Here is a 22,653-nt window from a genome sequence, read left to right as displayed (position 1 = left end):
AGTAAATCTCCTTAAAGGTGTTATTTCCAGTGATTAGTGCAGCTCGAGGCGGCGGGACATATCGGAGGCAAAGACGCCGGTCGGGTCGATCTCGTTGCGGGTCTTCAGCCAGCCTTCCATGCCCGGGTACATCTTGTGGAAGTTCTCCGCGGAGGTGCGGGATTCCTTGGCCAGGTAGAGGCGGCCGCCGAATTCCATCACGCGGCGGTCCAGGTCATCCAGGAACTTGCCCAGGCCCGGACGGATGGGGAAGTCCACGCAGACGTTCCAGCCCGGCATCGGGTAGGACAGCGGCGCGCGGTTGCCTTCACCGAAGAGCTTGAACACGTTGAGGGCGGAGTAGTGGCCGGAGCGCTGCATATCGCGGATGATCTCCTTGAACGGCTCCACGGCCTCGGTCGGTACCACGAACTGGTACTGCAGGAAGCCCTTGGAACCGTAGCCGCGGTTCCACTCGCCGATGAGATCCAGCGGCTGGTAGAACTGCGTCAGGTTCTTGACCTGGTTCTTCGCCGGTGCGCCCATGGTGTAGTACGCCAAGCCCACGGCGGAGAGGGAGAGCTTATTCATGGTCCAAGACGGGAAGATATCCGGCACCGTCATCAGCTGCGGCGCGTTGAACTTCAGTGGATCCTTGGCCAGCTTCGGGGCGAGTTCTTCCAGCTGTGCCAGGGTGGCCAGCGAGCCGCGAGAAATGGTGGAGCGGCCCAGCTTTGGTTCGGGCGAAATGACATCGAACCAGGCGGAAGAATAGGTGTAGTTGTGCTCGGAGCCATCGGAGTGGAAAGCGATGGTCTCATCCAAGTTATCGGTGCGGTCCGTATCCGCGATGAAGTAGGCGGTTTCCGTCTTGGTCATGCGGATGGTGGCGCGCAAGATGATGCCGGTCAGGCCCATGCCGCCAACGGTGGCCCAGAAGAGGTCGCCGCTCGGGTCATCCTCGGAGCCCTCCGGGGTCAGGTGCAGCACGCGGCCATCGGCCACGAGCAGCTCCATGGAGACCACGTGGTCACCAAAGGAACCGGCGGAGTGGTGGTTCTTGCCGTGAATATCCGGGCCGATTGCGCCACCGATGGTGACCTGGCGGGTACCCGGCAGAACCGGAACCCACAGGCCATAAGGCAGGGCGGCCTTCATCAGCTGGTCCAAGGTGACGCCGCCATCGACGTCCACCAGAGCGGACTCTGGGTCGATGGAGTGGATCTTATTGAGTTTTTGCATGTCGATGACCAGGCCGCCGCCATTTTGGGCGGGGTCACCGTAGGAGCGGCCCATACCGCGGGCGATGACGCCGCGGCGCAGGTGGGCGGGCTTATCCGAGTTATCTTCTGCAACCTGGGCCACGGCCTTCTTGATGACGTCCACGTCTTCGGTGGCGAGCACGTGGGCGGTCGTCGGGGCGGTGCGGCCCCAGCCGTGCAGGGACTTTTCAGTAGTATGTAATTCCATCTCTTACTCTTTGCTCGACGGATTTATGTCGCTTCTCTAGCCTACCTAGCTCACAGGAGGGTGGCTGGAGTGGCGCGAGTGATATTCGGAACAAAACGGACGCTTGTACTGCCCGAATGTGACCGTTTACAGATCCATGAGCGCGCGGATCTCCTCCGGCAGTTCCTCCTGGGATTCAATAATCGGGCCGTCGTACTCCCGCAAAAGCTCATAGACGCGAGCGCGGGAGGAGGAATCCAGCATGGGCAATTCCTCTGCCATCAGGCGAGTCATGAAAGGGCTCAACGGCACATCGGTATGTTCTGTGGCCTCGAAGTGGCCGTTGCGCTTATCGTCCTCTGCGCGCACATCCTGTGCCGCTTGCTGCGCCGGCGTCATATGCTCTGTCTTTTCCGAGTACATGCGCATTAGCTTACCGCCGCTTAAAGTAGTCGCTATGACCAACAACCGTGAGACGCATGATCAGCGCCAAGACAACTACGCCCTCGATGACACGCTGGCTGGCCGCATCACCCAGGCCGCCGCCGTGGGCATTGCGACCTCCTATCCGGATTGGATCAAGTCCAAGGGCGGTTTGATCACCGCGTATACCTTGTCTTTCTTTGGCTTTAGCGCCCTAGTGGCCTATACCAACGCGCACGCCGAGCAGGACGGCGATGAGCCGCGCTCGCCGCAGGATAGTGACGATCAAGGCCTCAAGCCGTGGGCCATTTTTGCCGCAGTGGTGCTGCTGCTCATCCTGGGCGGCTGGATGAACGTTGCCCTTTCCCGCCGCATGGTGAAGTTCCTGCGCAAGCGCGGTGCCAAGCGTCCGTGGACCCTCTTGGGTGCCATAGGCGCGGCGCTGACGTTCCTTATTAGTGAGCTGGAAGCTCGCGATATTGCAAAACTAGCTTCCTAAAATTTGCGTATGGTGGGGCTCATGAACGCAGGGGTCACCGATATCGCACAGGCGCGGGCCAAACGCGCCGATAGCGTGGTATCCCTCAAGCGCGAGCCCCTCACCATCATTTGCCAAGCCGCGAATATTCGCGCCGATGGCGAGGTGCACCGCCAGATTGGTTTTAGCGATGCCCTGACCTTCACCGAGCTGCACCGCGTACTGCGCATCTGCTTTGGCCTGCCGGAGGAGGAATCTCCCTGGCACTTTTATGAACACACCGAGGCCCGTGGCCCGCGCATCGATCCGGAGCGCCAGGCCTCCGAATTCCTCTGGCGCGAGGGCGATCAAATCGACTTCGCTTGGGGACTGTGGGACTTCGAGCTGGTAGTAGCCGAGATCTATCCCCGCGATAATGGCACCCCAGAGGCGCTGTGCGTAGGCGGCTCGGGCTCGCTCTTCCAGCCCTTTGAGCTGACCAGCGTGAACCGTGAATTGACCGGCCAAGAGGTTACCGATGAAGTCTTTTCCGCGGTATCGTCCCCCGTGCGCGATTTGATTGAGCGCACCAAACTCTATGACTTCGTCCCACTGCTGCAAGCGATGGACCTAGGCAGGGAAACCGACCTCACACCGCATGCTTCCCGCGTGCTCGCCAGCCTGCCGCGCGAGGTGACCCATGAAGGAAAAGACGCCTTTTGGTCCATGGCGCTCGCCCTATCCTGCATGGGTGGTGCGGAGCTGACCGATTCCGTCGTGGAAACCACCATGGATGCGCTTGGCTGGGTCAATGATGATGGCACGGCGCTCTCCGGCGCCGACGTGCGGGAACTGTGTGCGGCCTCGTTACAGCAATTGGCCGGGATAGGCGCCTATGGTGCCGAATCCGCCGCGCCGGTGGATCGGTTGGACATGTACCGAGCGCTCTTGCGCGGGTAGGCTACTCACTCGTGACTAATTCCGCTGACGACGCCGTAGAAGTAAAGCCCTCGTCCACCTCGCTGCACACCCAGCTGGTGCGTTTTATTTCCGTGGGCGTATTTACCGCCGCCATTGACTACGGTCTCACGCTTTTATTGACGTATTTAGGCCTGCACCGTTCCGCCGCCAAGGCCATCGGTTGGGTCTTTGGCACCATCGCTGCCTACCTGGCCAATGCGCGGTGGACCTTTGGGGCCAAGGTATCTGGCCGCACGGCCGCGACCGTGGGCATCTTGTACGCCTCTACCTTTGCGGTCCAAAACTTCCTGTACTGGGTGCTCAATGAGCCGCTTATGGCCCTCGGCTTTGAGGGCGCGGTGAAAGACACCATCGCCTTCGTCATCGCCCAAGGCGTGGCCACGGTGACCAACTTTGCCATCCAAAGGGCCTTTATCTTTAAGGAAAAATAGAGGGCAGCAGCCTCCCCACGGACGTGGCGTGGCGCGGCCCAGCGGGCTTCGCGCTCGACCAGCCTGCGCGCGCAAAGCGCCAGGTTCGCGGTGACGGGGCACTTGCCGCGCTTATCGACGTCTCCTTAACCTGGCTCCTGCAGATCGGCTTCGGCCTGCTGAGCGCCGATCCGGCGCGGGCGGTGGCCTTTGCCATCTCGCAGGGCACCGCCACCGTGGTGAACTTTGCGGTGCAACGCTGGATTATTTTTAGGAAGGCGGGGGTCAGGGTCGTCGCCAAGCAGGATCCGTCCTAGCCCCGGTTAGGGCGGCGGAAATCTTCTTGGCGCCCGCGGTTGTGGAGTTTTAGCCATTCGATAAAGCCGGCTGGGTCGTGGCGCTGGACCAAGAAGAACCAGCCAAAACGGGCAAATTCCTGCGGCAGTAGCTTGCGCATGCCGCGCTGCCACAGCAGGTAGCCGCGATTGCGGTAGGTGAAAAAGCGCTTGAACTCACCTTCTGGGTACTGGGTATGCATTTTGCCACCCAGGATGGGTTTGAACTCATCCGATCCGTCCGGATGCAGATAGCTGGCGGTCAGCGCCGTGCCGAAGGAGAGCCCGGAGTTGGCCAGTCGGCGGTGGTATTCCACCTCATCGCCGCGGATAAACAGGCGGTAGTCCGGCACGCCAATGATCTCCATGGCCGCGGCGGAAATCAGCGCACCGTTAAAAAGCGAGGCGATGCCGGGCAGGAAATCGCCTTCCAGTTCGTCCATCCGGCGGCGCCATACCAGCCCCTGGCGCAGGGGGAAGGCGAGGCGGCCGGGATCGTTAATATTGCATACCGCCGGGGAGACCTCATGCAGGCGGTTGCCTTCGGCCACTCGATACAGCTCCGCTAGTACCGTGTGATCGGCGGGGCGGCCATCATCATCGGCGCACCACACGGCATCGGCGCCCAAGGAAAGCGCGGTGAGAAAGCCCAGTGCAAAGCCGCCAGCGCCGCCCAGGTTGGTTTCCGAAGGTACGTAGACGCCTCGGTCACCCGCCATGGATTCGACGAGTTCGCGCACCGCATCTTCCGCGCCATTATCCACCACGACTACCCACTGCACAGGGTGGGTTTGGTGTACCACCTGTTCAAGCGAGGCCCGCAGCAGCTCGGCGCGCTGATGGGTAACAATGACGGCGGCGGTGGAACCGGTGGAAGTCAGGGTGGCAGTCATGGGTTCCATCTTGCCACCGGGGTAGGGGACCAGCGCAGAAACACTCCGCGTGGGTGAAGCGAAAACTAGATATGACCGCTGCTTTGTGGATACTGTGAAGTGTATGGAAAATATCTGGCCGCCTTTTGCGGTGACCATTCGGGCCAGCGATGATACTGGCCGTGGAGTCGACCTGCGCGTCATGCGCGATGAAGACATCGCCTGCGTGGCGCAGGTGCGCGCGACAGATATCTATGGCGCGAATATCCCAGAGCATGCCTTTCCCTGGCTCTTTGATGAAAAGAGGAATACTCCCGCTGCCATGGCGCAGCACCGGTGGGAGCACCGGGCGCAGCTGCGCGCCAATAATTGGACCTTGGATTTCATTGCCCGCGACGCAGAAACCCAAGAAATGGTGGGTGTGGTGGACCTATCGGCGGAAAACTTTGCGGCCGCGCGGGAAGTGGAGACCGCATCATGGGTACTGCACCGCTTCCAAGGCCAAGGCTATGGCACGCTTATCCGCCAAGCGGTGGCCGAGTTTTCCTTCTCACACCTTGATGCGCATTCGCTGCGCACCTGTTGGGTAGAAACCAACCGTGCCTCGGCCCGGGTGAGTGAAAAGATGGGTTACCGCATATATACCGAGGAAAAGGAAGAGCCTGCCGGCCCAGAAAAGATCAACCGGCCGGTGGTCAGCGCGCGTCTTAGCACCGCGGACTATCACCGGCCGGATGGCTTGCAGCTGGAGGTAACCGGAGTGGGCGAGCAGCTGCTGCATATGCTCAGCTAGTTGCCGCTGGTGTCCTCATTTTCAAAACGCTCGCGCAGGTCGCGCACATACTCGCCCACCTCAGGGCCTTCGTATTCGCCGACGACCTCGGAAACCTCGCCCACCGAGCGGATCTCGCCATGGTCGATCCATAGCGCGGTATTACACAGCTGCGCCAAAAAGTCATTGGAGTGGGAAGCAAAGACCAGGATGCCGGAGCGCTTCACCAGCTCTTGTAGGCGTACACGGGCCTTGGCCATGAAAGCGGCGTCGACGGCGCCGATGCCCTCATCCAACAGCAGGATTTCCGGCTCAATGGACGTCACTACGCCGAGCGCCAAGCGCACGCGCATACCGGTGGAATAGGTGCGCAGCGGCATGGAGAGATAATCGCCGAGTTCAGAAAACTCCGCAATCTCATCCATCTTTTTCTTCATCTGCTTGATGGACTGGCCCAAAAAGAGGCCACGGATAATGATGTTGTCGTAGCCAGAGACCTCCGGGTCCATGCCTACGCCCAAATCAAAGACGGGGGCCACGCGGCCGCGCACATCGGCAGAACCACGGGTGGGTTCATAAATGCCAGACAAAAGGCGCAGCAAGGTGGACTTGCCGGCGCCGTTATGGCCCACCAAACCCACGCGGTCGCCCTCGCGCAGGTGCAGGTTAATATCCTTCAGCGCCTCCACCACGACGGTGTTCTGGGCATTTTTGCCAATGGCGCCGCCGGCGGAAGAAAGCATGGCCTTTTTTAGCGAGCGGGATTTGGCATCAAAGATGGGAAAGTCCACGCACGCGTTATACGTATCAATCGAGACCATCAGTCTGTATCCTTTCGAGGAATCTCAGGAAGTGCAGGGCGTGGGCTTAAACCCAATAACTGACGCGGAAGCGCCACTTGCGCATGACCAAGCCGGCGATGAGCAGGCCGATAACGGTGCAGCCGATGACGATCCACCAGTGGTAGGCGGCCACCGGCTCGCCGATCATGGGCGCACGGACGATTTCCAGGTAGTGGTAGAGCGGGTTGATCTCCGCAATGCGGGCGCGGCCGGCCACCGCACCGCCCTGGTCCTTCAAGGTATTGGTCATCCACACAATCGGGGTGACGTAGAACAGCAGCTGGGTGAGTGCTTCTAGCAGCGGAGCGACGTCACGGAAGCGGGTAGCGATGATGCCAAAGAACATCGTGACCCACACGCCGTTGACCAACAACAACGCCAGACCTGGGAGGAAGAGGAAGAACTCCCATCCCAAGTTGCGCGGGAAGATAAGGATGAGCAGCAACCAGATGATGAGGTTATGGCCCAAAAACAACGTCTGGCGCCACACCAAGCGGTAAACGTGCACCGACAGCGGGGCGGGGAGCTGTTTAATCAAGCCCTCGTTGTCAATGAAGACGGTGGAGCCTTCCTTGATGCAACCCGAGATGAAGGTCCACATAATAAGGCCCACGGTGACGTGGGGGAGGAACTCTGCGACGGGAATCTGGAAGAGCATGGAATACAACAGGCCCAAGGCAAGGGCCATCACGCCGGTGGCGATGGTGATCCAAAACGGGCCCAGGACAGAGCGGCGGTAGCGCTGCTTAATATCTTGAATGCCCAGTTTGAACCACAGCTCGCGCTGCTGTGCACCCTGCGCCAAGTCCGCGAAGGCGGCCTTGAGGGTCTCGGACTGGGACGCTGGGGTGGCCTCGCCGTCTGGCTGGGAGGTCATGCGGGCGATATCAGCGCGCAGTTGATTGTTATCTTGCACGCTCAACACCCTAGCGCGCGGGCTGGACAAACGGGAACTACACGCCGCCGGCCTGCGAAAACATCGATATCCAGCGAAAATTCAGATTTGGGAAACTTGGGCCAAACGCGTATACAGTAGGGAACCGACCGCCACTGTGTGGCGATGCCTAGTGCGATACAGAAGGGGACCGTAATGCCAGCAGGAGCTTCGGCACACTACGACGTATTCAGTGTGCGCGGTTTATACACCGGGCTATCTGATGGTTGGACCTACCTCAACGCGCACGCGGTGCCCCAAATTTCTGAGCGCGTCGCCTCCGGCGTGGCGCGCTCCTTCCGGATGTCCACTGCGGTGGCCACCCAGGAGGGGCCAGGCGGCGCCCACTCTGCCACGCCCGCGCCGGGCCGTTTGGAAGGCGAGGGTAACTACACCGCCGCACGCATGGCTGTAGCGGATCTGACCGGGTCTAAGGCAGACCGCGTGGTGCTTGGCCCGTCTTTGCCCGTGTTGTACCAGTCCTTGGCGCACGCGGCCCGTCCGCTATTGGGCAGCAATTCCTCGGTGGTGCTCTCCAAGCTGGATCCGCCGTCTTTGTACTCGGCATTCTCTGAGGTCAAGGCAGAGGCCCGCTGGGCCCAGCCAGACTTGGGCACGGGTGAGCTGCCAGGTTTCCAATTTGCCGAGCTTGTCGACGGCTCCACGCGCCTCGTCGCCTTTTCCGCCGCGCACGAGCTTTTGGGCACGGTCTCCCCGGCCGCGGAGATCATTGACACAGTCCATGAGCGCTCCCGTGCTTGGACGCTTCTCGACGTCTCTGCGATCGCTCCCTACCGCCCCATCAACTTCGATGATCTCGGCGCCGATATCTTAGGCCTCGACCTGGGATTGCTGGGCGGACCGCAGCTAGCGGCGCTTGTCTTCCGCGATACCCGCATGTTCCGCCGCCTCGACGCCCTCGATCCGGTGCATACCGGCAAGGGTTCTCGCAAGCTGGAAACACCCATTTCCTCTGGCTTGGCCGGCGGTGTCGGACCGCTCGTGGACCATCTTGCCGCCCTCGCCGGTGGGGAGAGCGGCTCGCGCCGCAAGCGCCTGCGCACCTCCATGGATGCGCTCAGCGTCTACTTGGAGGATCTGCGCGCTGACCTCTATTCCTTCTTGAGCACCCTGCCCGCCGTGCATATTCTTGGCGTGACCGGGGAGGCTGCCGCAGGCGCCTCCGACGATCGCCTGCCGCGCCTCACCTTCGCAGTAAAGGGTGTTCCGGCCGAGACCGTGCACAAGCGCCTCTTTGATAACGGCCTTGTTACCACGCTTGCCCCGCAGACCCCGTTGCTCACGGAGATGGGCGTGGAAGAAATTGGCGGTGCCGTTACTGTTGCGCTCGGCCCCTTCAACACCTATCACGACGTTGAGCATCTCATCCGCGTCGTAGCCTCGCTGGCTTAAACGGTAAGAACCAAGGTGCCGGTGACCTCGCCGCTGTCTAGGGCGGTGTGGGCCTGGGCGGCGTCGGCAAGCGGGTAAGTGGCGTGCAGCGCGTGCTTTACGCGGCCGTCTTCCAACATGGGCCACACATTTTCTACCGTGCCCGCCACAATCTGTGCCTTGTCTTCTAAGTCGCGGGCGCGCAGCGTCGTGCCCTGGACGGTCAGGCGCTTGGGCAGCATGGCGCCCAAGTTGATTTCCGCCTTGGTGCCACCCTGCATGCCAATGATGATGAGCTTGCCGTCCTTGGCCAGGCACTTCATATTCTTTTCCAGATATTTCGCGCCGATGATGTCCAAAATGACATCGCAGCTTCCCTTCAACTCTTCTACGAAGTCGTGCTCCTTATAGTTGATGAGAATATCGGCGCCTAGCTCGCGGCAACGCTCCAACTTTTCCTTCGAGCCAGCCGTCACCGCCACCTCTGCGCCGAGCGCCTTGGCTACCTGAATGGCAAAAGTGCCAATGCCGCCGCCCCCGCCATGGATGAGGACGCGCTGGCCTTCGTGAAGGCCCGCCTCAATGCCCAGGTTGGACCACACGGTGCACCCGACCTCAACCACTGCTGCAGTTTCCTCGACGCTCAAACCCTTAGGCACGGGAAGCAGCTGGCCCTGCGGAACCGCGACGTATTCGGCGTAGCCACCACCGGCAAGCAGGCAGCCCACCTCGGTGCCTACCTCCCAGTTCGTATCTCCGGCATCGGCGATGGTGCCTGCTGCTTCTAAGCCCAAGATTTCCGACGCCCCCGGTGGTGGCGGATAGGCACCCATCGTCTGCAGGATATCGCCGCGGTTAACGCCTGCTGCCTGCACCTTCACAAGCACTTCGCCTGGACGCAGCTGCGGGACATCGACTTCGTGGAGCTCTAAGGACCGACGATCCTGCGGGTCGGTCTGAACGATGGCCTTCATGTGTGTTGTAGTCATGGATCCAATCTAACGAACCTGGTGTGTCCTGTGCCACGAAATTCGGAGCATCCTGCGGGGACATTCAGCGCTGCAGGTGGCTTTTTGGGAAACCGGGCTATCTATTTAGTACACTGACCAAGTTGCTTCGTAGGCACGATGAGTGTTTTCGAAGAACAACATGGAGACGTGGCAGAGCGGCCGAATGCACCGGTCTTGAAAACCGGCGAGGTAATACCTCCGCGGGTTCAAATCCCGCCGTCTCCGCCGCAGGCGCAGTCCCTAGTCAGTGATGGCTAGGGACTGCGCTTTTTCTATTGCGTGCCGGCTTAATGCAGTGACGATGCCATAGCGCTACCAAATGGGAATTTCTATTACGTAAATTCGAGCCCGGTAGTTGAGCCGTCAACAGTCAAACTCGCTGTCGGATATGCGGTATTAGAATCCCCATTCGACGGCATGTATTAGTTCTTTAATACGTTTGTCTATTCAGTATTAGAAAGAGAAAGGGCCACCTAAGAGTCCTGTGAGATTATATGTCAAATCAAAGCCTGCACCACTAGGTACATTGGTGCTGGTGAAGGTGCAACTAGGTGCATAGTTTGCTCTATAAGGTATGCAAAAATGCAACTTAGATAGAGGGAAAGCTAAGCGGCCCCTAAGTCAGCATTAGAAAGGATGAAAACAAAGTGCCTGCATACAGATCTGCGGTAGTCACCTTTGTGACTGGGCCGGGTGGCCTGAAGCGCCTTCTTGGGAGGGGTGGCTCGGCTGGGGTAGATTGAAAATGTATAAAAATAAATAAATTATGCACTCCCCGTATGGGGGTAAAACTGTGTCTCAATATTCACAATTGTCACACGGACGCTGGTTCCTATTTTTCCAGGGGCTTCCAATTCTGTGTGCGATGACCAGCAAAAATGGAGGATTTCCAGTCTGGATTGCCTGAAAATTACCTGCCAACGCGATTGGATTGGGCTGGAAGCGAGCTTGCTTGTTGGATAGTGTCATTTCCAGCGACAAAAGCTGCACTAAATGTTGAGAATGAGAAGTTCATTCGTTGGAACATCGCTCGCGTCGCCCTACACGACGGTTATCGAAAAGATAATTCTCACTGACCCAAACTCAAATCTCTTTAGGGGAAAATATGTTCAAGAACCGTGTTCGTACCGCCGCTCTTGCCGGCGCTGTTGCAGTTGCTACCGGTGTCTCCGGTCTGGCTGTTCCTGCTTTCGCAGAAGACAACGTAGTCGCTCAGACCCAGGGCGAGGGCTTCAACGAGGCTGACAACTCTGCGGCTGAAGAGGTCAAGGCTATCGACAACACCGAGGCAGCTCTGCTGAAGGCTACCGGCGCTACCAAGGACTACATCGATGGTCACGCTCAGCTGGATCAGATCATCGACGAAGTTCTGCAGGACGCTGAAGATGGCATCGACCCATCTGAGGAAGCTACCTACGGTGACTTCAAGAAGCAGGGCGAGGTAGCTACCCAGGAGCTGGCTAAGGCTCGCAAGAACGTGCAGGACGCACGCGCTGCTGTGAAGTTCGCAAAGCAGAAGGACGACGCTGCTGACGCTGCTTGGAAGAACGTTGACAACAAGAAGGCTGAACTGAACGCTGCACAGTCTGCTGCTGCAGCAGCCATCTCTGCCAAGGTGGATGCAGTAAACGTTGAGGGCCGCAAGGGTGGCCTGGCTGACCTGCAGGCTCCATCCCCAGCTTCCGTTAAGGAAATCAAGGCTGCACTCAAGACCTACGAAGACGCATACGACCACGCTGGTGAGCGCGATGCTGATCAGGCTGAGAACAACTTCATTCCGCGTTCCTACCTCGCACCGCTTGAGGACCTCATCGCAACCACCAAGGCTCAGCTGAAGAAGGTTGAAGATGCTCAGGCAGCTGTCGAGCAGGCAACTGCTGCTGCGAAGGACGCCACCCGCGAGTCTCAGAAGTCCGACGTTCTGGTTCGCCAGGCACTGCTTGATCGGGCACGCGCTCAGGTTCACGTACTGCGCCTGTACGAGGCACGCTTCACCGTACTGACCCGCGTGATTGAGCTGCGCGAGTCCGATGCTGACCGCAACATCACCATCGACGGCAAGGACATCACTCTGCGTCAGGCTTACTGGAACGTTCTTCCTACCCTGAACAAGAACACCACCGACTACGCACAGTCCCTGAGCAACACCGAAAAGAACCTGCTGGACGGCTGGAACGGTGACCTGGACAACTTCGACGGCGCTAAGGAAGACGGCGAGGCTAAGGCCTTTGACGCAATGCGCACCGCTACCAAGACCAACGCTTACGCAAACTCCTTCAGCGCTGTTGAGTGGGAAGAGGCACTCAAGCTTGTCCTGAACAAGGACAACGAGGTTACCAAGCAGATTGCTGCCGAGCTGGAGGCTGCGGAGAAGGAGCAGGAAGAGGACGCTACTGAGGCTCCTGAGACCTCTGAGACCCCTGAGACCCCTGCAGACAATGAGCAGACTGAGAACCCGAACAAGGACCCGAAGGACAAGTCCTCCAAGCTGTCCCCGCTGGGCATCGCAGGCATCGTCCTCGGCGTGCTGGGTGCTGTAGCAGCTATCTTCCCGTTCCTGGGCAAGCAGCTGAACCTGCAGCTGCCGCAGCTGCCTAAGCTTCCTTTCTAAGTTAAAGGAGCATAGAAGCTTTTAGCTTCTGAGTGAGGGAGTGCAGTATTGAGGCACCCTACCGATTCGGTAGGGTGCCTACTCACGTTTTGGGACGGATGTGCCGGGAGACAGTGAAAATTAAGTCAGGAGCCATAAAGCGTTTACATTGATCTCCTACCTTGAGTTACGGACTTGCAAACACCCTTAACCTTGAGGCGATTATGACAAATTATATTTCCTACTTGGCCGAGGACCAGATACCGGCATCGTATGACTGGCTATGGAGCGGGCTAGGAGCCGTCATCGTCATCGCCTTGTTGGTCTTTTGGGTGGCCTCTCTCATTTCCATCATCCGTTCGGGATATAGCGGAGGCGTCAAGATATTGCTGGCGATGGCGGCGTTTGCCTACCCGTTCCTCGGGCCACTCGTATGGTTCCTTTTTGCGAGGAATAAGGAACATAAGACCAAAATCGACCGTTAGGCTGCGGTCTTGCCAAGGGGCATTCGGTTACTGCTGCTCGAGCCAGGAATTGATGCCGCCGCGCAAGGACACGACGTGGGGGAAGCCGCGCTTGCGGAGGACATCGACGGCCTGGGCGGAGCGGATGCCACTGGCGCAGTAGATAACGGCCGCAGCATCTGGTTCGATGTCGGGATCTTCGCCGGCGAGAATGCGGTCGAGTTCAAAGTGCGTGGAATTGGGGATTGCGGATTGGGCACGCTCGGGGGAGGTGCGGACGTCGATAAGCGGGGCGTGTGGGGGAATCTCGCGGACCTCGGGGGCGTCGGCAGGCTGGGTTGGTTGCGCGCCGGTGGACTGGAGGGGAATGTATTCCCAGGTACCCGATAGGGCGTCGAAGTAGCCGAGCGTGCCGATGAGTGGGGTGCCTACGCCGGTGATGAGTTTGAGGGCTTCGAGCGCCATGGCTGAGCCGACAACGCCGACCACTGGGCCTAAGACTCCGGCCTGCGAGCAGGAGGGAACCTCGCCGGGTGCGGGAGCTGTAGGAAAGACATCCTCGTAGACGGGGCCGTGGCCGGACCAGAAAACGCTGAGCTGGGCATCGAAGCCGAGGATGGAGGCCCATACGTGCGGGATGCCGAGCTCGTGGGCGGCCCAGGAGCTGAGGTAGCGGGCGTCGAAATTATCGGTGCCATCGAGGATGAGATCGCAGCCGCGCAATTGTTTCATCGCCGTCGCCGATTCGAGGCGGCCGTGGCAGGTGATGTCCACCTCTGGATTGAGTGCGCGGACGGCGGCCGCGGCGGAATCGGTCTTCGGTGTGCCGATGGCGGCGGTGGTGTGGATGACTTGGCGGTGCAGGTTGGAGGGGGAGACCACGTCGTCGTCGAAAAGCGAAATGCGGCCCACCCCCGCGCCGGCGAGGTAAAGCAGGGCCGGGGATCCCAGGCCACCGGCGCCGATGACCGCTACGTGCGCGTCGCTGAGCTTGCGCTGGCCTTCCTCGCCCCAGAGCGCTTCCTGGCGGGCATAGCGGATGCTCATTCCAGGCCCACCCAATTGGTGGAGCCATCGCCGTGGCTTTGTTCCTTCCAGATGGGGACTTCCGCCTTGACCCGATCGGCGCATTCCTCGGCGGCCCGGAAGGCATCGCCGCGGTGCGCGGCGGCCGCTACTACGGCAAAGGCGAGGTCGCCGACCTTGAGATCCCCCGTGCGGTGGGCGGCCCACAGGCGCACTGGGTGGTTGGCAGCGACGGAATCGGTGACTTCTTGTAGCTTCTCCGGCGCGGATGGGTGGGCGCTATAGGAAAGAAGGGTGACATTCGGCCGGCCGCCATCGTGATCGCGGACGATGCCCTCAAAAGTGACGACGGCACCCATGGCGGCAGTGGCGGCCTCTTCCTTGGCAGCGGCAAGGAGGGATTCAAGGGGTTGATCGCTCAGAAGCGTGCCAATGGTGCAACCGGTTTGCTCGGCCACATAGGAGGGATCAGTGCTCATGTTTTCCTTCTAACATATCGACGATCGGAACGATTAATTCTTCCAAAACCGCGCAGCCGTCTTTTACCCCGCCGGTGGAACCGGGAAGCGTCATGGCAAAGGTGGAGTCATTGACGCCGGCGATGGCGCGGGAGGCTACCGCGGTGGGTACGCTTTCCAATCCCTTCTGCCAGAAGGCCACCGCTATGCCGGGCAGCTCGCGGGTGATATGTGGGGCGACGGCCTCTACCGTGCGGTCATCGTGCGTCAGCCCGGTGCCGCCGGAGGTCAGGATGACCGCGGGCTTTTCGGCGAAGGCGGCGGCAACGGCGGCGGCGATTTCGGCATCGGGGACGATGCGTGCGTCGGGACAGTCAAAGCCCTTGCGGCGCAAGAAATCCACCGCGATGGGGCCGGAGCGATCGTCGTAGATGCCCGCGGCGGCGCGAGTAGAGGCGACGATGACGATGGCGGTGCGCTGTGCGCTCATAGTGGGTAAACCTCCACTTCCTGGCCTTCTTCAAGGCGTTGACCGGCAGGGATGCGGATGAGATGGGTGGCGTCTGCCGCTTGGGCGAGCAGGTGGGAGCTGGCACCACCGAGGATATGGGCGTGGGAATCGACGCGCCCGCGGCGAAATTGGTCCTTGTGCGGGAGGCCCTCGATGCCCGCGGCCAGGGGGACGTGGAAAGGCTCTGGTGCCCAGCCGAGCGCAGGCGCGACGAAGAGGCGGAAACTTACCAACGTGGAAATGGGGTTTCCGGGCAAGCAGATCACTGGGGTGTTGTGGAAAGTGGCGATGCCCTGCGGGCCACCGGGTTGCTGGTCCACATGGCCGAACCAGCCATCGAGCACCTGGCGGACTACTTCAAATTTCCCGGCGGAGATTCCGCCTGAGGTAATGATGGCGTCCGGGCGGTGCTGCGCGATGGCTTCTGTGAAGGCTAGTTCTAGGGCCTGCGGGTCATCGTCGGTAGTGATATAGCCCGCGACGTCGATGCCGGCGCGGCGGGCCATTGCCGTTAAGAGTGGCGCATTGGCATCCGGAATGGCGGCGCTGCCGTGGCCGATTTCCGCGCCGCCGGTGCAGATGAGGATGCGGGCGGGGCGGTAGACCTCTACCTCGTCGATTCCTTGGGAAGCGAGGGCGGCCAAGCGCACCGGCGTGAGCTTATCGCCGCGGGCGGCGAGGAGGGCGCTTTCTTCCAGGTCCGAGCCGGTGCGGCGGATGAATTGGCCTGGCGACGTCTTTGGCACGGTGATGCGGCCGCCCGGGGAGAGGAATTCTTGTGGTTCGCAGCGCTCGATGGGCACGATTGCTGCAGTTCCATCCGGCACCTTGGCGCCGGTCATGATGGGGCAGGCGCTGGCAAGCGGGCCGTCGAGTACCTGGGCGGGCTCCGTGCCGGCCGCGATGGTGGGGCCCACCGGGTAGGTCCCGGCCGCGCACTGCGGGAGGGCGTAGCCATCCATCTGGGAGTTATCAAAGCGAGGGGAGGGGAAGCCGGCGTGTATGTCTGCAGCTAGAACCATATCCTGCGCCTGGGTGAGGGGCACGGTGGTGGCTTGGCGTGCGGGCAGGGCCGCTGCGACCTCGCGCGCGTGAGTCTCGGGTGTGCGCATGGCGGCTAGTTTACCCGCGGTCTCGACATGGCATGGGCGTGCGGGGCATAGTAGAGGGCATGTTGACCGTTCACTATTTCGCCGCCGCCCGCGCCGCTGCGGGCGTGGCTTCTGAGCAGGTAGAAGCCCCCGCCACCTTGGGTGATCTGGTGGCGCAGCTGAGCGAGGAGCATACCGGCACCACCGAGGCCGGCATGAGCCTGAAAGAGGTCTTGGGGCGCTGTAGCTTTCTTATCGACGGCGCCGGGAACACCGCCATGGATTCCCCGCTGGCTGGTGTTACCCGGGTGGACGTCCTGCCGCCGTTTGCGGGCGGCTAGTCGCGCTGCCGCAGCGGGCTAGTAAAGAAGTTGATGACGCTGCTGACTATGGACAGCACGATGGCGCCGATGATCGCGGCGCCCCAGGAGTCGATGACGAGGTGGCCGATTCCCAGGTCCAGGGAATTGAGCGTCCACTCCACGATGATGAGCGCGGCGCCGTTGATGACGAGGGAGAAAAGTCCGAGCGTCAGGCAGGTCAGCGGCGCGCCGAGGACGCGCAGGACCGGCATGACCACGGCATTAATAATGATGAAGACGATGGCGATGGCGATGAAGTTGCCGGTCTCTGCTGGGGTGATGGTGATGCCGGGAATGACGGCAACTACCGCCCACAGCGCCACCGCGATGGCAAAGACATTCAGGGCAAAGTTGATGAGTGAGCGCATTTAGCCTCCTATGGTTGCGTTCCACGCCTGCAGCAGGGTGTCGGTTTCTTCTTCGGTGGTCACGGTAATGCGTATGCCTTCGCTAAACGCGCGCACGAGCACGCCGCGTTCGGCCAGGCGAGCGGCCACTTCCTGCGGGGTACCAAGGCGGGCCAGATTCGCGGCCGGCAGCCAGACATGGTTTGCCTCGGAATGCGGCACTCCCCAGTCCTGCAAGGCTTCTTCTAGGCGCTCGCGCTGGGCGACGGCCTCATCAGTGCGCTCCCGCAGCGAATCCTGCGCTGCCAGGGCTGCGCGGGCGCCAACCTGCGCCACGGTGCTGGCGGAAAAGGGGATGGCCACCTTATTGAGGGCCTCAATAATATTTTCCGGGCCAAAGGCATAACCGATGCGCACCCCGGCCAGGCCATAAGCCTTTGAGAAGGTGCGCAGGCACACCAGGTTGGGATAGGTGCCCACTAGCTCCGTACCCAGCGGAATGTTGGTGGCGCGGTTGTATTCGATATAGGCCTCGTCGAGGGCAACGAGGACGTCGGCAGGCACGGCATCCATGAAAGCGGCGAACTCGTCCTTGGTCACCGTGGTGCCGGACGGGTTATTGGGGTTGCACACGAAGATAAGCCGGGTCTTGTCCGTAATCTTGTGCGCCATTGCCGGTAGATCCACGCGCTGGTCTGCACCTAGCGGAACCGGGATGGGGTGGGCGCCGACTACCTGGGCGAAGATGGGGTAGGCCTCGAAGGAGCGCCACGGGAAGAGGACTTCTTCACCAGGGGTAGCGGCAATTTCTACCAACTGTTGGCACAGCGCCGACGATCCGGTGCCCACCGCTACCTGCTCGGGATCCACACCTAGGTGCGCGGCGAGGTCCTCGCGCAGCGCGGTGGCCGCAATATCCGGGTAACGGTTGGCCTTCGTCACGGCCTCCGCCATGGCCGCGGCCGCCTCCGGCAGCGGCGGGTGCGCGGCCTCGTTAGAGGAGAGCTTGAGCGCGTCATCGTTGCGCGCACCGGCGACGTAGGCGGGGATGGCTTTCAGGTCTGGGCGAATCATGCCTCCCACTTTAGGGCCTGCGCCTTTGCTGCGGGCGGGAAAGCAGGGGGCTAGTTTGGCAGCGGCGGGGCAGGCAGGTATTCTCAAACGAGGTTCCTTGTGAACCGTGGAGATGTGCCAGAGCGGCCGAATGGGGCTCCCTGCTAAGGAGTTGACCCTTCTGGGGTCCGGAGGTTCGAATCCTCTCATCTCCGCCATCTAATCCCGAGCGAGCGCGCTCGGGATTTTTTAATTCGCGTTTTCTATTCTCGTCGGCTCCGTGCAGCGGAGAAATCTGCTATTTGCGCTGGTACTTGGCGCAGCGGCGGAAGAGCGTGAGCATGCCAACGCCGAAGATGAAGCTTCCGGTAAAAGCCGCAGCGCGTAGGGAAGTGACCTCGTGGAAGAGGGCAGGCACCATGAGAATGGCGATAACAGAGCTAATGACTCCTAGGGCGAGGAAAGTAATCGTCACGATAGGTCCCGGTGTGGATTGCTGCGGCATGGGGGTCAGTCCTTTCATCACTCAATTCTGATGAAAATAACTCTAGGTTGCCCTCTTAAGAGCCGCAATAGGAAATTCCCAAGAGACTAAGCGGGGCCTTAGGATTCTAGGGCAGGAAAGACCTCGTCACGCAAGAGATGGGCGAGCTCGCGATCCGGGTTGGTCGGGTCTACCCACGCGATTTCGGCAATTTCTGCGGCAGCGCGGGCAAGGACGGGGCGCGGATAGGTAAAGATGCGTCCGCGCACGGTTTCTCCGGGTTCGTTGGCGGCCGGCGCGTCGAAGGTTCCGAGCGGGGAAAGCTCCGGGAGACGGACCTCCACACCGATTTCCTCTGCGACCTCGCGGGCTGCGGCCTGTGCGGGGGTTTCGCCAGCCTCAAGCTTGCCTCCAGGTAACTGGAACTTGGTGGAGGATTCCTTGCGTACGGTGAGAACATGCCCCAAGGAATTGCGGAAAACTACGGCAGCAACTTCAATCATGGGCCCGACTATAACCTCGCGGCGTGCAGGCGGTGAACTTAGATGTGGTGCCTGGTGGTGCTCCTTAATTCATGAAGCGGGGCACCCAGTCGCGTTCAGCTACGGTAAGGGCGGCGGCAATCTGTTCGTGGGTTAAGCCATGGCCGATGGTGCCGGAATCGATCGGGGCGCCGTCTATCACCGCGTAGAGGGTCCAGCCATTATTATGTTCAAAATCCACGCGTAGCTCATCCGGGTGGCCAGCTAGGCAGGTGCCGGAGCTTTCCAATTGAGCGGGACTCGGCAGGCCCGTGGCGCTCAGGCCTTCTACTATGTCGGTGCCGCCATCGGGGCGCAGCACCATGAGGCAGGTGCTGTACATATAGGTGGTCTTGCCGTTGCTGGTTTCGGAACCGCGTTTGACCAGGTTTCCTACTAGGGCCGGGTAGAAGACTAGCCAGTTATTATCCCAGGCCTGCTGGATTCGCTTGCGGTACGACAATGCGCGGCGGATACCCCAGATAGCTGCACAAAGGATTATCCCGAGCAAGGAGAATCCAATAAGGGGCGCACGGGCAGCCAGCAGCACCAGAGGAAAAGCGGAGGTGAGGATGCCAGTTAGCCCGAAGACCATCCCTACGACCATAAAGAGGGATAGGGAGGCATTGCGTCCGGGCGCCGGACCGGCGGCGGCAATGGCCTCACGCAGGGCCGAGCGTTTGGGGTGTGGGTGTGGTTTGTGTACGCCCGCGATGCGGGCGGCACGCGCGAAGCGCAGGCCCGGCGAGGTATCGAATTGCAGGGGGCTTTGGGGCAGGTACATAGCGAGGTGCTCCTTCGCGTAGGGGCTGGCCTGCACTGTTGAGAATACGGGAGGATGCTGCGCAGTGCGCCTTTATTGGGACTCAAACCGAAAATGAATATAAGGTGGTGGACATGAGTGACTCGAGGTTTCCCCGCTCGGTGTTTGCGGTTGGCACCGACCCTGATCCGCGTTTCACGCTCGCTAATGAGCGCACGTTCTTGGCTTGGATCCGCACCTCCTTGGCGTTGATTGCTGGCGGCGTGGCGCTCGAGGCCTTTGACGTTCCCCTGCCGGCCGAATTGCGCTCTGCGGTGTCGGTATTCATGCTGGTCGTCGCTATTATTCTGCCGCTGGTGGCATGGGTGCACTGGAAGCAGTCCGAACGCGCGATGCGCGAGGAACGCCCGTTGCCCTTTAGCTTTGCCATCCCGGTGCTCGTCGTGGCGATCGTGGTGGTCGCGGGTGCGCTCGTAGTAGGCGAATTCCTTGGCTAGCCCACTTTTTGATCCCGGCCTGCAGCCCGAACGCACCCGCCTATCGTGGCAGCGCACCCTTTTGGCGTTGTCTTTGGTGGTGCTGGGGGTTATGCGGGCGGTAAGCGTGCACGTCTTCTTGCCGTTGGTCTTTATCGCTGCGGGCGTATTGGCATTGGCCTTGGCGGTGTGGCAGCGTGCCTCGCTTGTCGACGCCGCCTTGTCCACCCACCGTTCCCTCCCTCACGCCATCATCCTTGCGAGCACCGCGGGGCTCGTGTCCCTGCTGGCTGCCTTCGCGCTCTGGGGGCTTTTCTCCTAGGTTTTCGCCCAGCTCGGGAAGCCGCAGCGCTGTATATTATGCCTATGTCTAAACCCCTATCTCTCCCTCTTGCCGTCCTCGCGGTGACCGCCGTTGCCGCCTTGAGCGGCTGTTCCAATTCCACTGACTCCACCGAGGCCGCGGATAAGCCGAATTTCACCGGCACTGCCCCGAGCTCCTCTGCGGCGGCCGCGTCTGAAACAGAGGCCGAGTCTCAGTCCTCGGCCACGGACTCCCCGGCAGAAGAAACCACCACCAAAGCCGCAGCGGATAAAGATGAAAACGATGCAGACAAGGACGCCGAGGGCGGCGGGGAAAATAAAATCATCCCGGTAGAGGCCCTCGATTCCCTGTGGGTTCCGGCGTTGTGCAATAACCAAGCGGGCAACTTGGAAGGCGGCCAGCTGCCACAGCATCTTAAGACCGGGATGCTCTTTGACGTCGCCGCGGCGGGCCTGAAGCTGAATCAGGACGATACGCCAAAGGGCGCCTACGCGGATATCAACGGCGATGGCAGGGACGAAGCCGTCATTACCTACGTCTGTAATCAGGGCGGTACGGGATGGCCGGATAACCTGCTTATCTATGACAACGATCTGAACTACATCACCAAGGTGGATGATTGGGAGCGCGAGGGAATGCCACCAGCGCGCGGGCATATCCAGCAGCTGCAGTGGACCAAAGACACGGTCACCGTTACCTGGCGTGCCTATGCTGACGATGACCCAGCCTGCTGCGCTACCCAAGAATTCACCGGAAACCTCACGCTGGACGGGGATACGCCGCACCTTGAGGTAACCGGTCACCGGCAGGTTGCCAGCTAGCGGCATTCCCTGCAGTATGGCGTAGTCTAAATGGGCTGTAATTAATACTCAGGGAGCTCAATCCCAGAGGAAAGAAAGGCAGGGGCAGCGCGATGGCGGAGACCACCGAGCAGGCTAGCGATATCGTCGAAGCGTGGCTGAAGCAAGAAGACGCCATCGATCCACAGAAGGCCCCGCGCCTGCAAGAACTTTTGGGTAGGGTGCCGCTGCAGGATCTTATCGCCGTCGTCGAGCGGCAAAATGCCATCCGCGCGGCGCTGGCCCTGCGCCTGTTGCCGCGCCAAAAGTCGATCGCCGTCTTTGATGCCCTCGATGCCAAGCACCAGGCGGATATCATCGATGAACTGGGAAATTCCGATGTCTATGAGTTCTTTGATGAGCTCGACCCAGAAGACCGCGTGGCCTTGTTGGATGAGCTGCCCGCGGAAATTGCGGACCGCCTGCTGCGCTCGCTGACGCAATCCAAGCGTGATGTCACGGGCGTGGTGCTGGGCTATGACAAGGGATCGGTGGGCCGCCGCATGTCGCCCGAGGTTCCCGTCATCCACCCAGAGATGAGCGTGCGGGATGCCCTGTACAAGCTGCGGGAAACCGCACACGAGCTAGAGACCATCTATACCGTGCCCATTACCCGCGAGGACCGGCGCTTGGTAGGCGTGGTCAGCCTGCGCGAGATTTTTACTGCCGATGCCGCACTCACCATGGCCGATATTATGCAGGAACCCGTCTTTGCCCAGGCCGGCGATGATGCGGAGGAAACCGCGCGGTGGTTCCTGCCGCTGGATATGCTGGCGCTGCCCGTTGTGGATGAGTCGCACCGCCTTGTCGGCCTGCTGACGTGGGATGATGCCACCGATATCGTAGAGGAAGAAGATAGCGAGGACTCCGCTCGCGCCGGCGGTACCGAGGCCCTCCAACAGCCGTACCTGTCCACGCCGCTGCTCAAGCTGGTGCGCTCGCGCATCGTGTGGCTGCTCGTGCTGGCTGTCTCTGCGCTGCTGACGGTGCAGGTGTTGGATTCCTTTGAAGGCACACTGGCCAAGGCCGTGGTCCTGTCGCTCTTTATTCCGCTGCTGACCGGTACCGGTGGAAATACCGGCAACCAGGCGGCGACCACGGTGACGCGTGCCTTGGCGCTGGGCGACGTCCGCACGCGCGATCTCCTCGCCGTCATGTGGCGCGAGCTGCGCGTCGGCATGCTGCTCGGCGCTGTGCTGGGACTAGCTGGCCTGGCGCTGGCCACCCTGGTTTATGGCCTAAGCATCGGCCTCGTCATCGGCTCGACGCTGTTTTTGATCTGTTCCATTTCCGCGACCGTGGGCGGGCTTATGCCCATCGTGGCTAAGACCATCGGCGCCGATCCGGCGGTCTTTTCCAACCCCTTCATTTCTACTTTCTGTGATGCCACGGGCCTGATTATCTACTTCCTGATTGCCAAGACCGTGCTGGGTATCTAGCGCGCCTCCCTACGGTTCGGGGGTAGGGAAGTGGTGGGGTCATTTCCG

Annotated in this window: 28 protein-coding genes and 2 tRNA genes; 15 read left to right on the top strand and 15 right to left on the bottom strand. The window is 60.8% G+C overall.

The window, feature by feature from the left end; translation table 11 throughout:
* Positions 1–33: 33 nt before the first annotated feature.
* Both ACKFRY_RS02115 and ACKFRY_RS02110 read right to left on the bottom strand, forming a co-directional pair.
* A complete protein-coding gene (locus ACKFRY_RS02115; RefSeq protein WP_005329755.1) occupies positions 34–1,449 on the bottom strand; it encodes an FAD-binding oxidoreductase in 1,416 nt (471 codons plus the stop codon).
* Positions 1,450–1,575: 126 nt separating this feature from the next.
* Positions 1,576–1,851, bottom strand: a complete 276-nt coding sequence (locus ACKFRY_RS02110) for a hypothetical protein (RefSeq protein ID WP_049377094.1) — start codon at positions 1,849–1,851, stop codon at positions 1,576–1,578.
* Positions 1,852–1,885: 34 nt separating this feature from the next.
* Here ACKFRY_RS02110 and ACKFRY_RS02105 point away from each other — a divergent pair, with 34 nt between their 5' ends.
* Genes ACKFRY_RS02105 through ACKFRY_RS02090 form a run of 4 tightly spaced genes read left to right on the top strand, consistent with a single transcriptional unit; the run spans position 1,886 to position 4,016 of the window.
* The gene (locus tag ACKFRY_RS02105; RefSeq protein WP_005329751.1) at positions 1,886–2,350 is read left to right on the top strand and encodes a hypothetical protein; all 465 of its coding nucleotides are present in this window, start codon (positions 1,886–1,888) and stop codon (positions 2,348–2,350) included.
* Positions 2,351–2,359: 9 nt separating this feature from the next.
* The gene (locus ACKFRY_RS02100) at positions 2,360–3,268 is read left to right on the top strand and encodes a hypothetical protein (protein ID WP_408923086.1); all 909 of its coding nucleotides are present in this window, start codon (positions 2,360–2,362) and stop codon (positions 3,266–3,268) included.
* An 11-nt stretch (positions 3,269–3,279) separates the two neighbouring features.
* On the top strand, positions 3,280–3,720 hold the full coding sequence (locus ACKFRY_RS02095; RefSeq protein ID WP_005323207.1) for a GtrA family protein: 441 nt from the start codon (positions 3,280–3,282) through the stop codon (positions 3,718–3,720).
* A 23-nt stretch (positions 3,721–3,743) separates the two neighbouring features.
* Positions 3,744–4,016: a hypothetical protein gene (locus ACKFRY_RS02090; RefSeq protein ID WP_408923085.1), complete on the top strand. Its 273-nt coding sequence runs from the start codon at positions 3,744–3,746 to the stop codon at positions 4,014–4,016.
* On the opposite strand, the gene ACKFRY_RS02085 is transcribed toward ACKFRY_RS02090, so the two are convergent.
* Complete coding sequence (locus tag ACKFRY_RS02085; RefSeq protein ID WP_408923084.1) at positions 4,013–4,936, bottom strand: glycosyltransferase; 924 nt, start codon at positions 4,934–4,936, stop codon at positions 4,013–4,015. The genes ACKFRY_RS02090 and ACKFRY_RS02085 overlap by 4 nt on opposite strands.
* A gap of 94 nt (positions 4,937–5,030) precedes the next feature.
* Between ACKFRY_RS02085 and ACKFRY_RS02080 the strand changes: the two genes are divergently transcribed.
* Complete coding sequence (locus tag ACKFRY_RS02080) at positions 5,031–5,699, top strand: GNAT family N-acetyltransferase (RefSeq protein ID WP_408923083.1); 669 nt, start codon at positions 5,031–5,033, stop codon at positions 5,697–5,699.
* On the opposite strand, the gene ACKFRY_RS02075 is transcribed toward ACKFRY_RS02080, so the two are convergent.
* Both ACKFRY_RS02075 and ACKFRY_RS02070 read right to left on the bottom strand, forming a co-directional pair.
* Positions 5,696–6,499, bottom strand: coding sequence for an ABC transporter ATP-binding protein (locus ACKFRY_RS02075; protein ID WP_005323203.1), 804 nt, complete (start codon positions 6,497–6,499; stop codon positions 5,696–5,698). The two genes, ACKFRY_RS02080 and ACKFRY_RS02075, sit on opposite strands and share 4 nt — an antisense overlap.
* A 46-nt stretch (positions 6,500–6,545) precedes the next feature.
* Complete coding sequence (locus tag ACKFRY_RS02070; RefSeq protein ID WP_408923082.1) at positions 6,546–7,436, bottom strand: ABC transporter permease; 891 nt, start codon at positions 7,434–7,436, stop codon at positions 6,546–6,548.
* Positions 7,437–7,610: 174 nt separating this feature from the next.
* Here ACKFRY_RS02070 and ACKFRY_RS02065 point away from each other — a divergent pair, with 174 nt between their 5' ends.
* Positions 7,611–8,867 (top strand): aminotransferase class V-fold PLP-dependent enzyme, encoded by a 1,257-nt coding sequence (locus tag ACKFRY_RS02065; protein WP_408923081.1) that lies wholly within the window; start codon positions 7,611–7,613, stop codon positions 8,865–8,867.
* On the opposite strand, the gene ACKFRY_RS02060 is transcribed toward ACKFRY_RS02065, so the two are convergent.
* A complete protein-coding gene (locus tag ACKFRY_RS02060; RefSeq protein ID WP_408923407.1) occupies positions 8,864–9,820 on the bottom strand; it encodes an NAD(P)H-quinone oxidoreductase in 957 nt (318 codons plus the stop codon). The genes ACKFRY_RS02065 and ACKFRY_RS02060 overlap by 4 nt on opposite strands.
* 177 nt (positions 9,821–9,997) lie before the next feature.
* On the opposite strand from ACKFRY_RS02060, the gene ACKFRY_RS02055 reads away from it, so the two are divergent.
* From ACKFRY_RS02055 to ACKFRY_RS02045, 3 genes are all read left to right on the top strand, one after another.
* Positions 9,998–10,081 (top strand) — tRNA-Ser (locus ACKFRY_RS02055).
* A gap of 880 nt (positions 10,082–10,961) precedes the next feature.
* Entirely contained in the window at positions 10,962–12,467 is a 1,506-nt protein-coding gene (locus ACKFRY_RS02050; protein WP_408923080.1) for a hypothetical protein, read from the top strand.
* A gap of 203 nt (positions 12,468–12,670) precedes the next feature.
* The gene (locus tag ACKFRY_RS02045; RefSeq protein ID WP_408923079.1) at positions 12,671–12,931 is read left to right on the top strand and encodes a hypothetical protein; all 261 of its coding nucleotides are present in this window, start codon (positions 12,671–12,673) and stop codon (positions 12,929–12,931) included.
* 27 nt (positions 12,932–12,958) lie between these two features.
* Here ACKFRY_RS02045 and ACKFRY_RS02040 read toward each other — a convergent pair whose 3' ends face one another.
* Genes ACKFRY_RS02040 through ACKFRY_RS02025 form a run of 4 tightly spaced genes read right to left on the bottom strand, consistent with a single transcriptional unit; the run spans position 12,959 to position 16,017 of the window.
* Positions 12,959–13,957, bottom strand: a complete 999-nt coding sequence (locus ACKFRY_RS02040) for a ThiF family adenylyltransferase (RefSeq protein ID WP_200436050.1) — start codon at positions 13,955–13,957, stop codon at positions 12,959–12,961.
* On the bottom strand, positions 13,954–14,415 hold the full coding sequence (locus ACKFRY_RS02035) for a molybdenum cofactor biosynthesis protein MoaE (RefSeq protein WP_005323197.1): 462 nt from the start codon (positions 14,413–14,415) through the stop codon (positions 13,954–13,956). Before ACKFRY_RS02035 ends, ACKFRY_RS02040 begins: the two co-directional genes overlap by 4 nt.
* Positions 14,405–14,884, bottom strand: coding sequence for a MogA/MoaB family molybdenum cofactor biosynthesis protein (locus tag ACKFRY_RS02030; protein WP_005323196.1), 480 nt, complete (start codon positions 14,882–14,884; stop codon positions 14,405–14,407). The genes ACKFRY_RS02035 and ACKFRY_RS02030 overlap by 11 nt, the downstream gene beginning before the upstream one ends.
* Complete coding sequence (locus ACKFRY_RS02025) at positions 14,881–16,017, bottom strand: molybdopterin molybdotransferase MoeA (RefSeq protein ID WP_005329733.1); 1,137 nt, start codon at positions 16,015–16,017, stop codon at positions 14,881–14,883. Before ACKFRY_RS02025 ends, ACKFRY_RS02030 begins: the two co-directional genes overlap by 4 nt.
* 59 nt (positions 16,018–16,076) lie before the next feature.
* Between ACKFRY_RS02025 and ACKFRY_RS02020 the strand changes: the two genes are divergently transcribed.
* Entirely contained in the window at positions 16,077–16,337 is a 261-nt protein-coding gene (locus ACKFRY_RS02020) for a MoaD/ThiS family protein (protein WP_005329732.1), read from the top strand.
* Here ACKFRY_RS02020 and ACKFRY_RS02015 read toward each other — a convergent pair.
* Complete coding sequence (locus ACKFRY_RS02015) at positions 16,334–16,726, bottom strand: phage holin family protein (RefSeq protein WP_005323193.1); 393 nt, start codon at positions 16,724–16,726, stop codon at positions 16,334–16,336. The genes ACKFRY_RS02020 and ACKFRY_RS02015 overlap by 4 nt on opposite strands.
* Positions 16,727–17,779, bottom strand: a complete 1,053-nt coding sequence (hisC, locus tag ACKFRY_RS02010) for a histidinol-phosphate transaminase (protein ID WP_200436051.1) — start codon at positions 17,777–17,779, stop codon at positions 16,727–16,729. It lies immediately after the preceding gene.
* Positions 17,780–17,887: 108 nt separating this feature from the next.
* Here hisC and ACKFRY_RS02005 point away from each other — a divergent pair.
* Positions 17,888–17,976 (top strand) — tRNA-Ser (locus tag ACKFRY_RS02005).
* 80 nt (positions 17,977–18,056) lie between these two features.
* Here the strand turns inward: ACKFRY_RS02005 and ACKFRY_RS02000 are convergent.
* From ACKFRY_RS02000 to ACKFRY_RS01990, 3 genes are all read right to left on the bottom strand, one after another.
* Positions 18,057–18,281 carry a hypothetical protein gene (locus ACKFRY_RS02000; protein WP_034668758.1) on the bottom strand — a complete coding sequence of 75 codons (225 nt, stop codon included), beginning with the start codon at positions 18,279–18,281 and terminating at the stop codon, positions 18,057–18,059.
* An 80-nt stretch (positions 18,282–18,361) separates the two neighbouring features.
* On the bottom strand, positions 18,362–18,745 hold the full coding sequence (locus ACKFRY_RS01995) for an NUDIX domain-containing protein (RefSeq protein ID WP_005323190.1): 384 nt from the start codon (positions 18,743–18,745) through the stop codon (positions 18,362–18,364).
* 64 nt (positions 18,746–18,809) lie between these two features.
* Complete coding sequence (locus ACKFRY_RS01990) at positions 18,810–19,547, bottom strand: hypothetical protein (RefSeq protein ID WP_005329725.1); 738 nt, start codon at positions 19,545–19,547, stop codon at positions 18,810–18,812.
* 113 nt (positions 19,548–19,660) lie between these two features.
* On the opposite strand from ACKFRY_RS01990, the gene ACKFRY_RS01985 reads away from it, so the two are divergent.
* The 4 genes from ACKFRY_RS01985 (at position 19,661) to mgtE (ending at position 22,605) form a co-directional block, all read left to right on the top strand.
* A complete protein-coding gene (locus tag ACKFRY_RS01985) occupies positions 19,661–20,023 on the top strand; it encodes a YidH family protein (RefSeq protein WP_236882844.1) in 363 nt (120 codons plus the stop codon).
* Entirely contained in the window at positions 20,016–20,324 is a 309-nt protein-coding gene (locus ACKFRY_RS01980) for a DUF202 domain-containing protein (protein WP_150851118.1), read from the top strand. Before ACKFRY_RS01985 ends, ACKFRY_RS01980 begins: the two co-directional genes overlap by 8 nt.
* A gap of 44 nt (positions 20,325–20,368) precedes the next feature.
* Entirely contained in the window at positions 20,369–21,148 is a 780-nt protein-coding gene (locus tag ACKFRY_RS01975; RefSeq protein ID WP_250413159.1) for an LppP/LprE family lipoprotein, read from the top strand.
* A gap of 92 nt (positions 21,149–21,240) precedes the next feature.
* Complete coding sequence (gene mgtE / locus ACKFRY_RS01970; protein ID WP_408923078.1) at positions 21,241–22,605, top strand: magnesium transporter; 1,365 nt, start codon at positions 21,241–21,243, stop codon at positions 22,603–22,605.
* Positions 22,606–22,653: the final 48 nt, after the last annotated feature.

Origin of the sequence: Corynebacterium tuberculostearicum, from assembly GCF_046097255.1 — a bacterium.
GTDB lineage: Bacteria > Actinomycetota > Actinomycetes > Mycobacteriales > Mycobacteriaceae > Corynebacterium > Corynebacterium tuberculostearicum_J.
The sequence above is the reverse complement of the archived record's forward strand: the minus strand, read 5'-3'. Positions and strand labels throughout refer to the sequence as shown.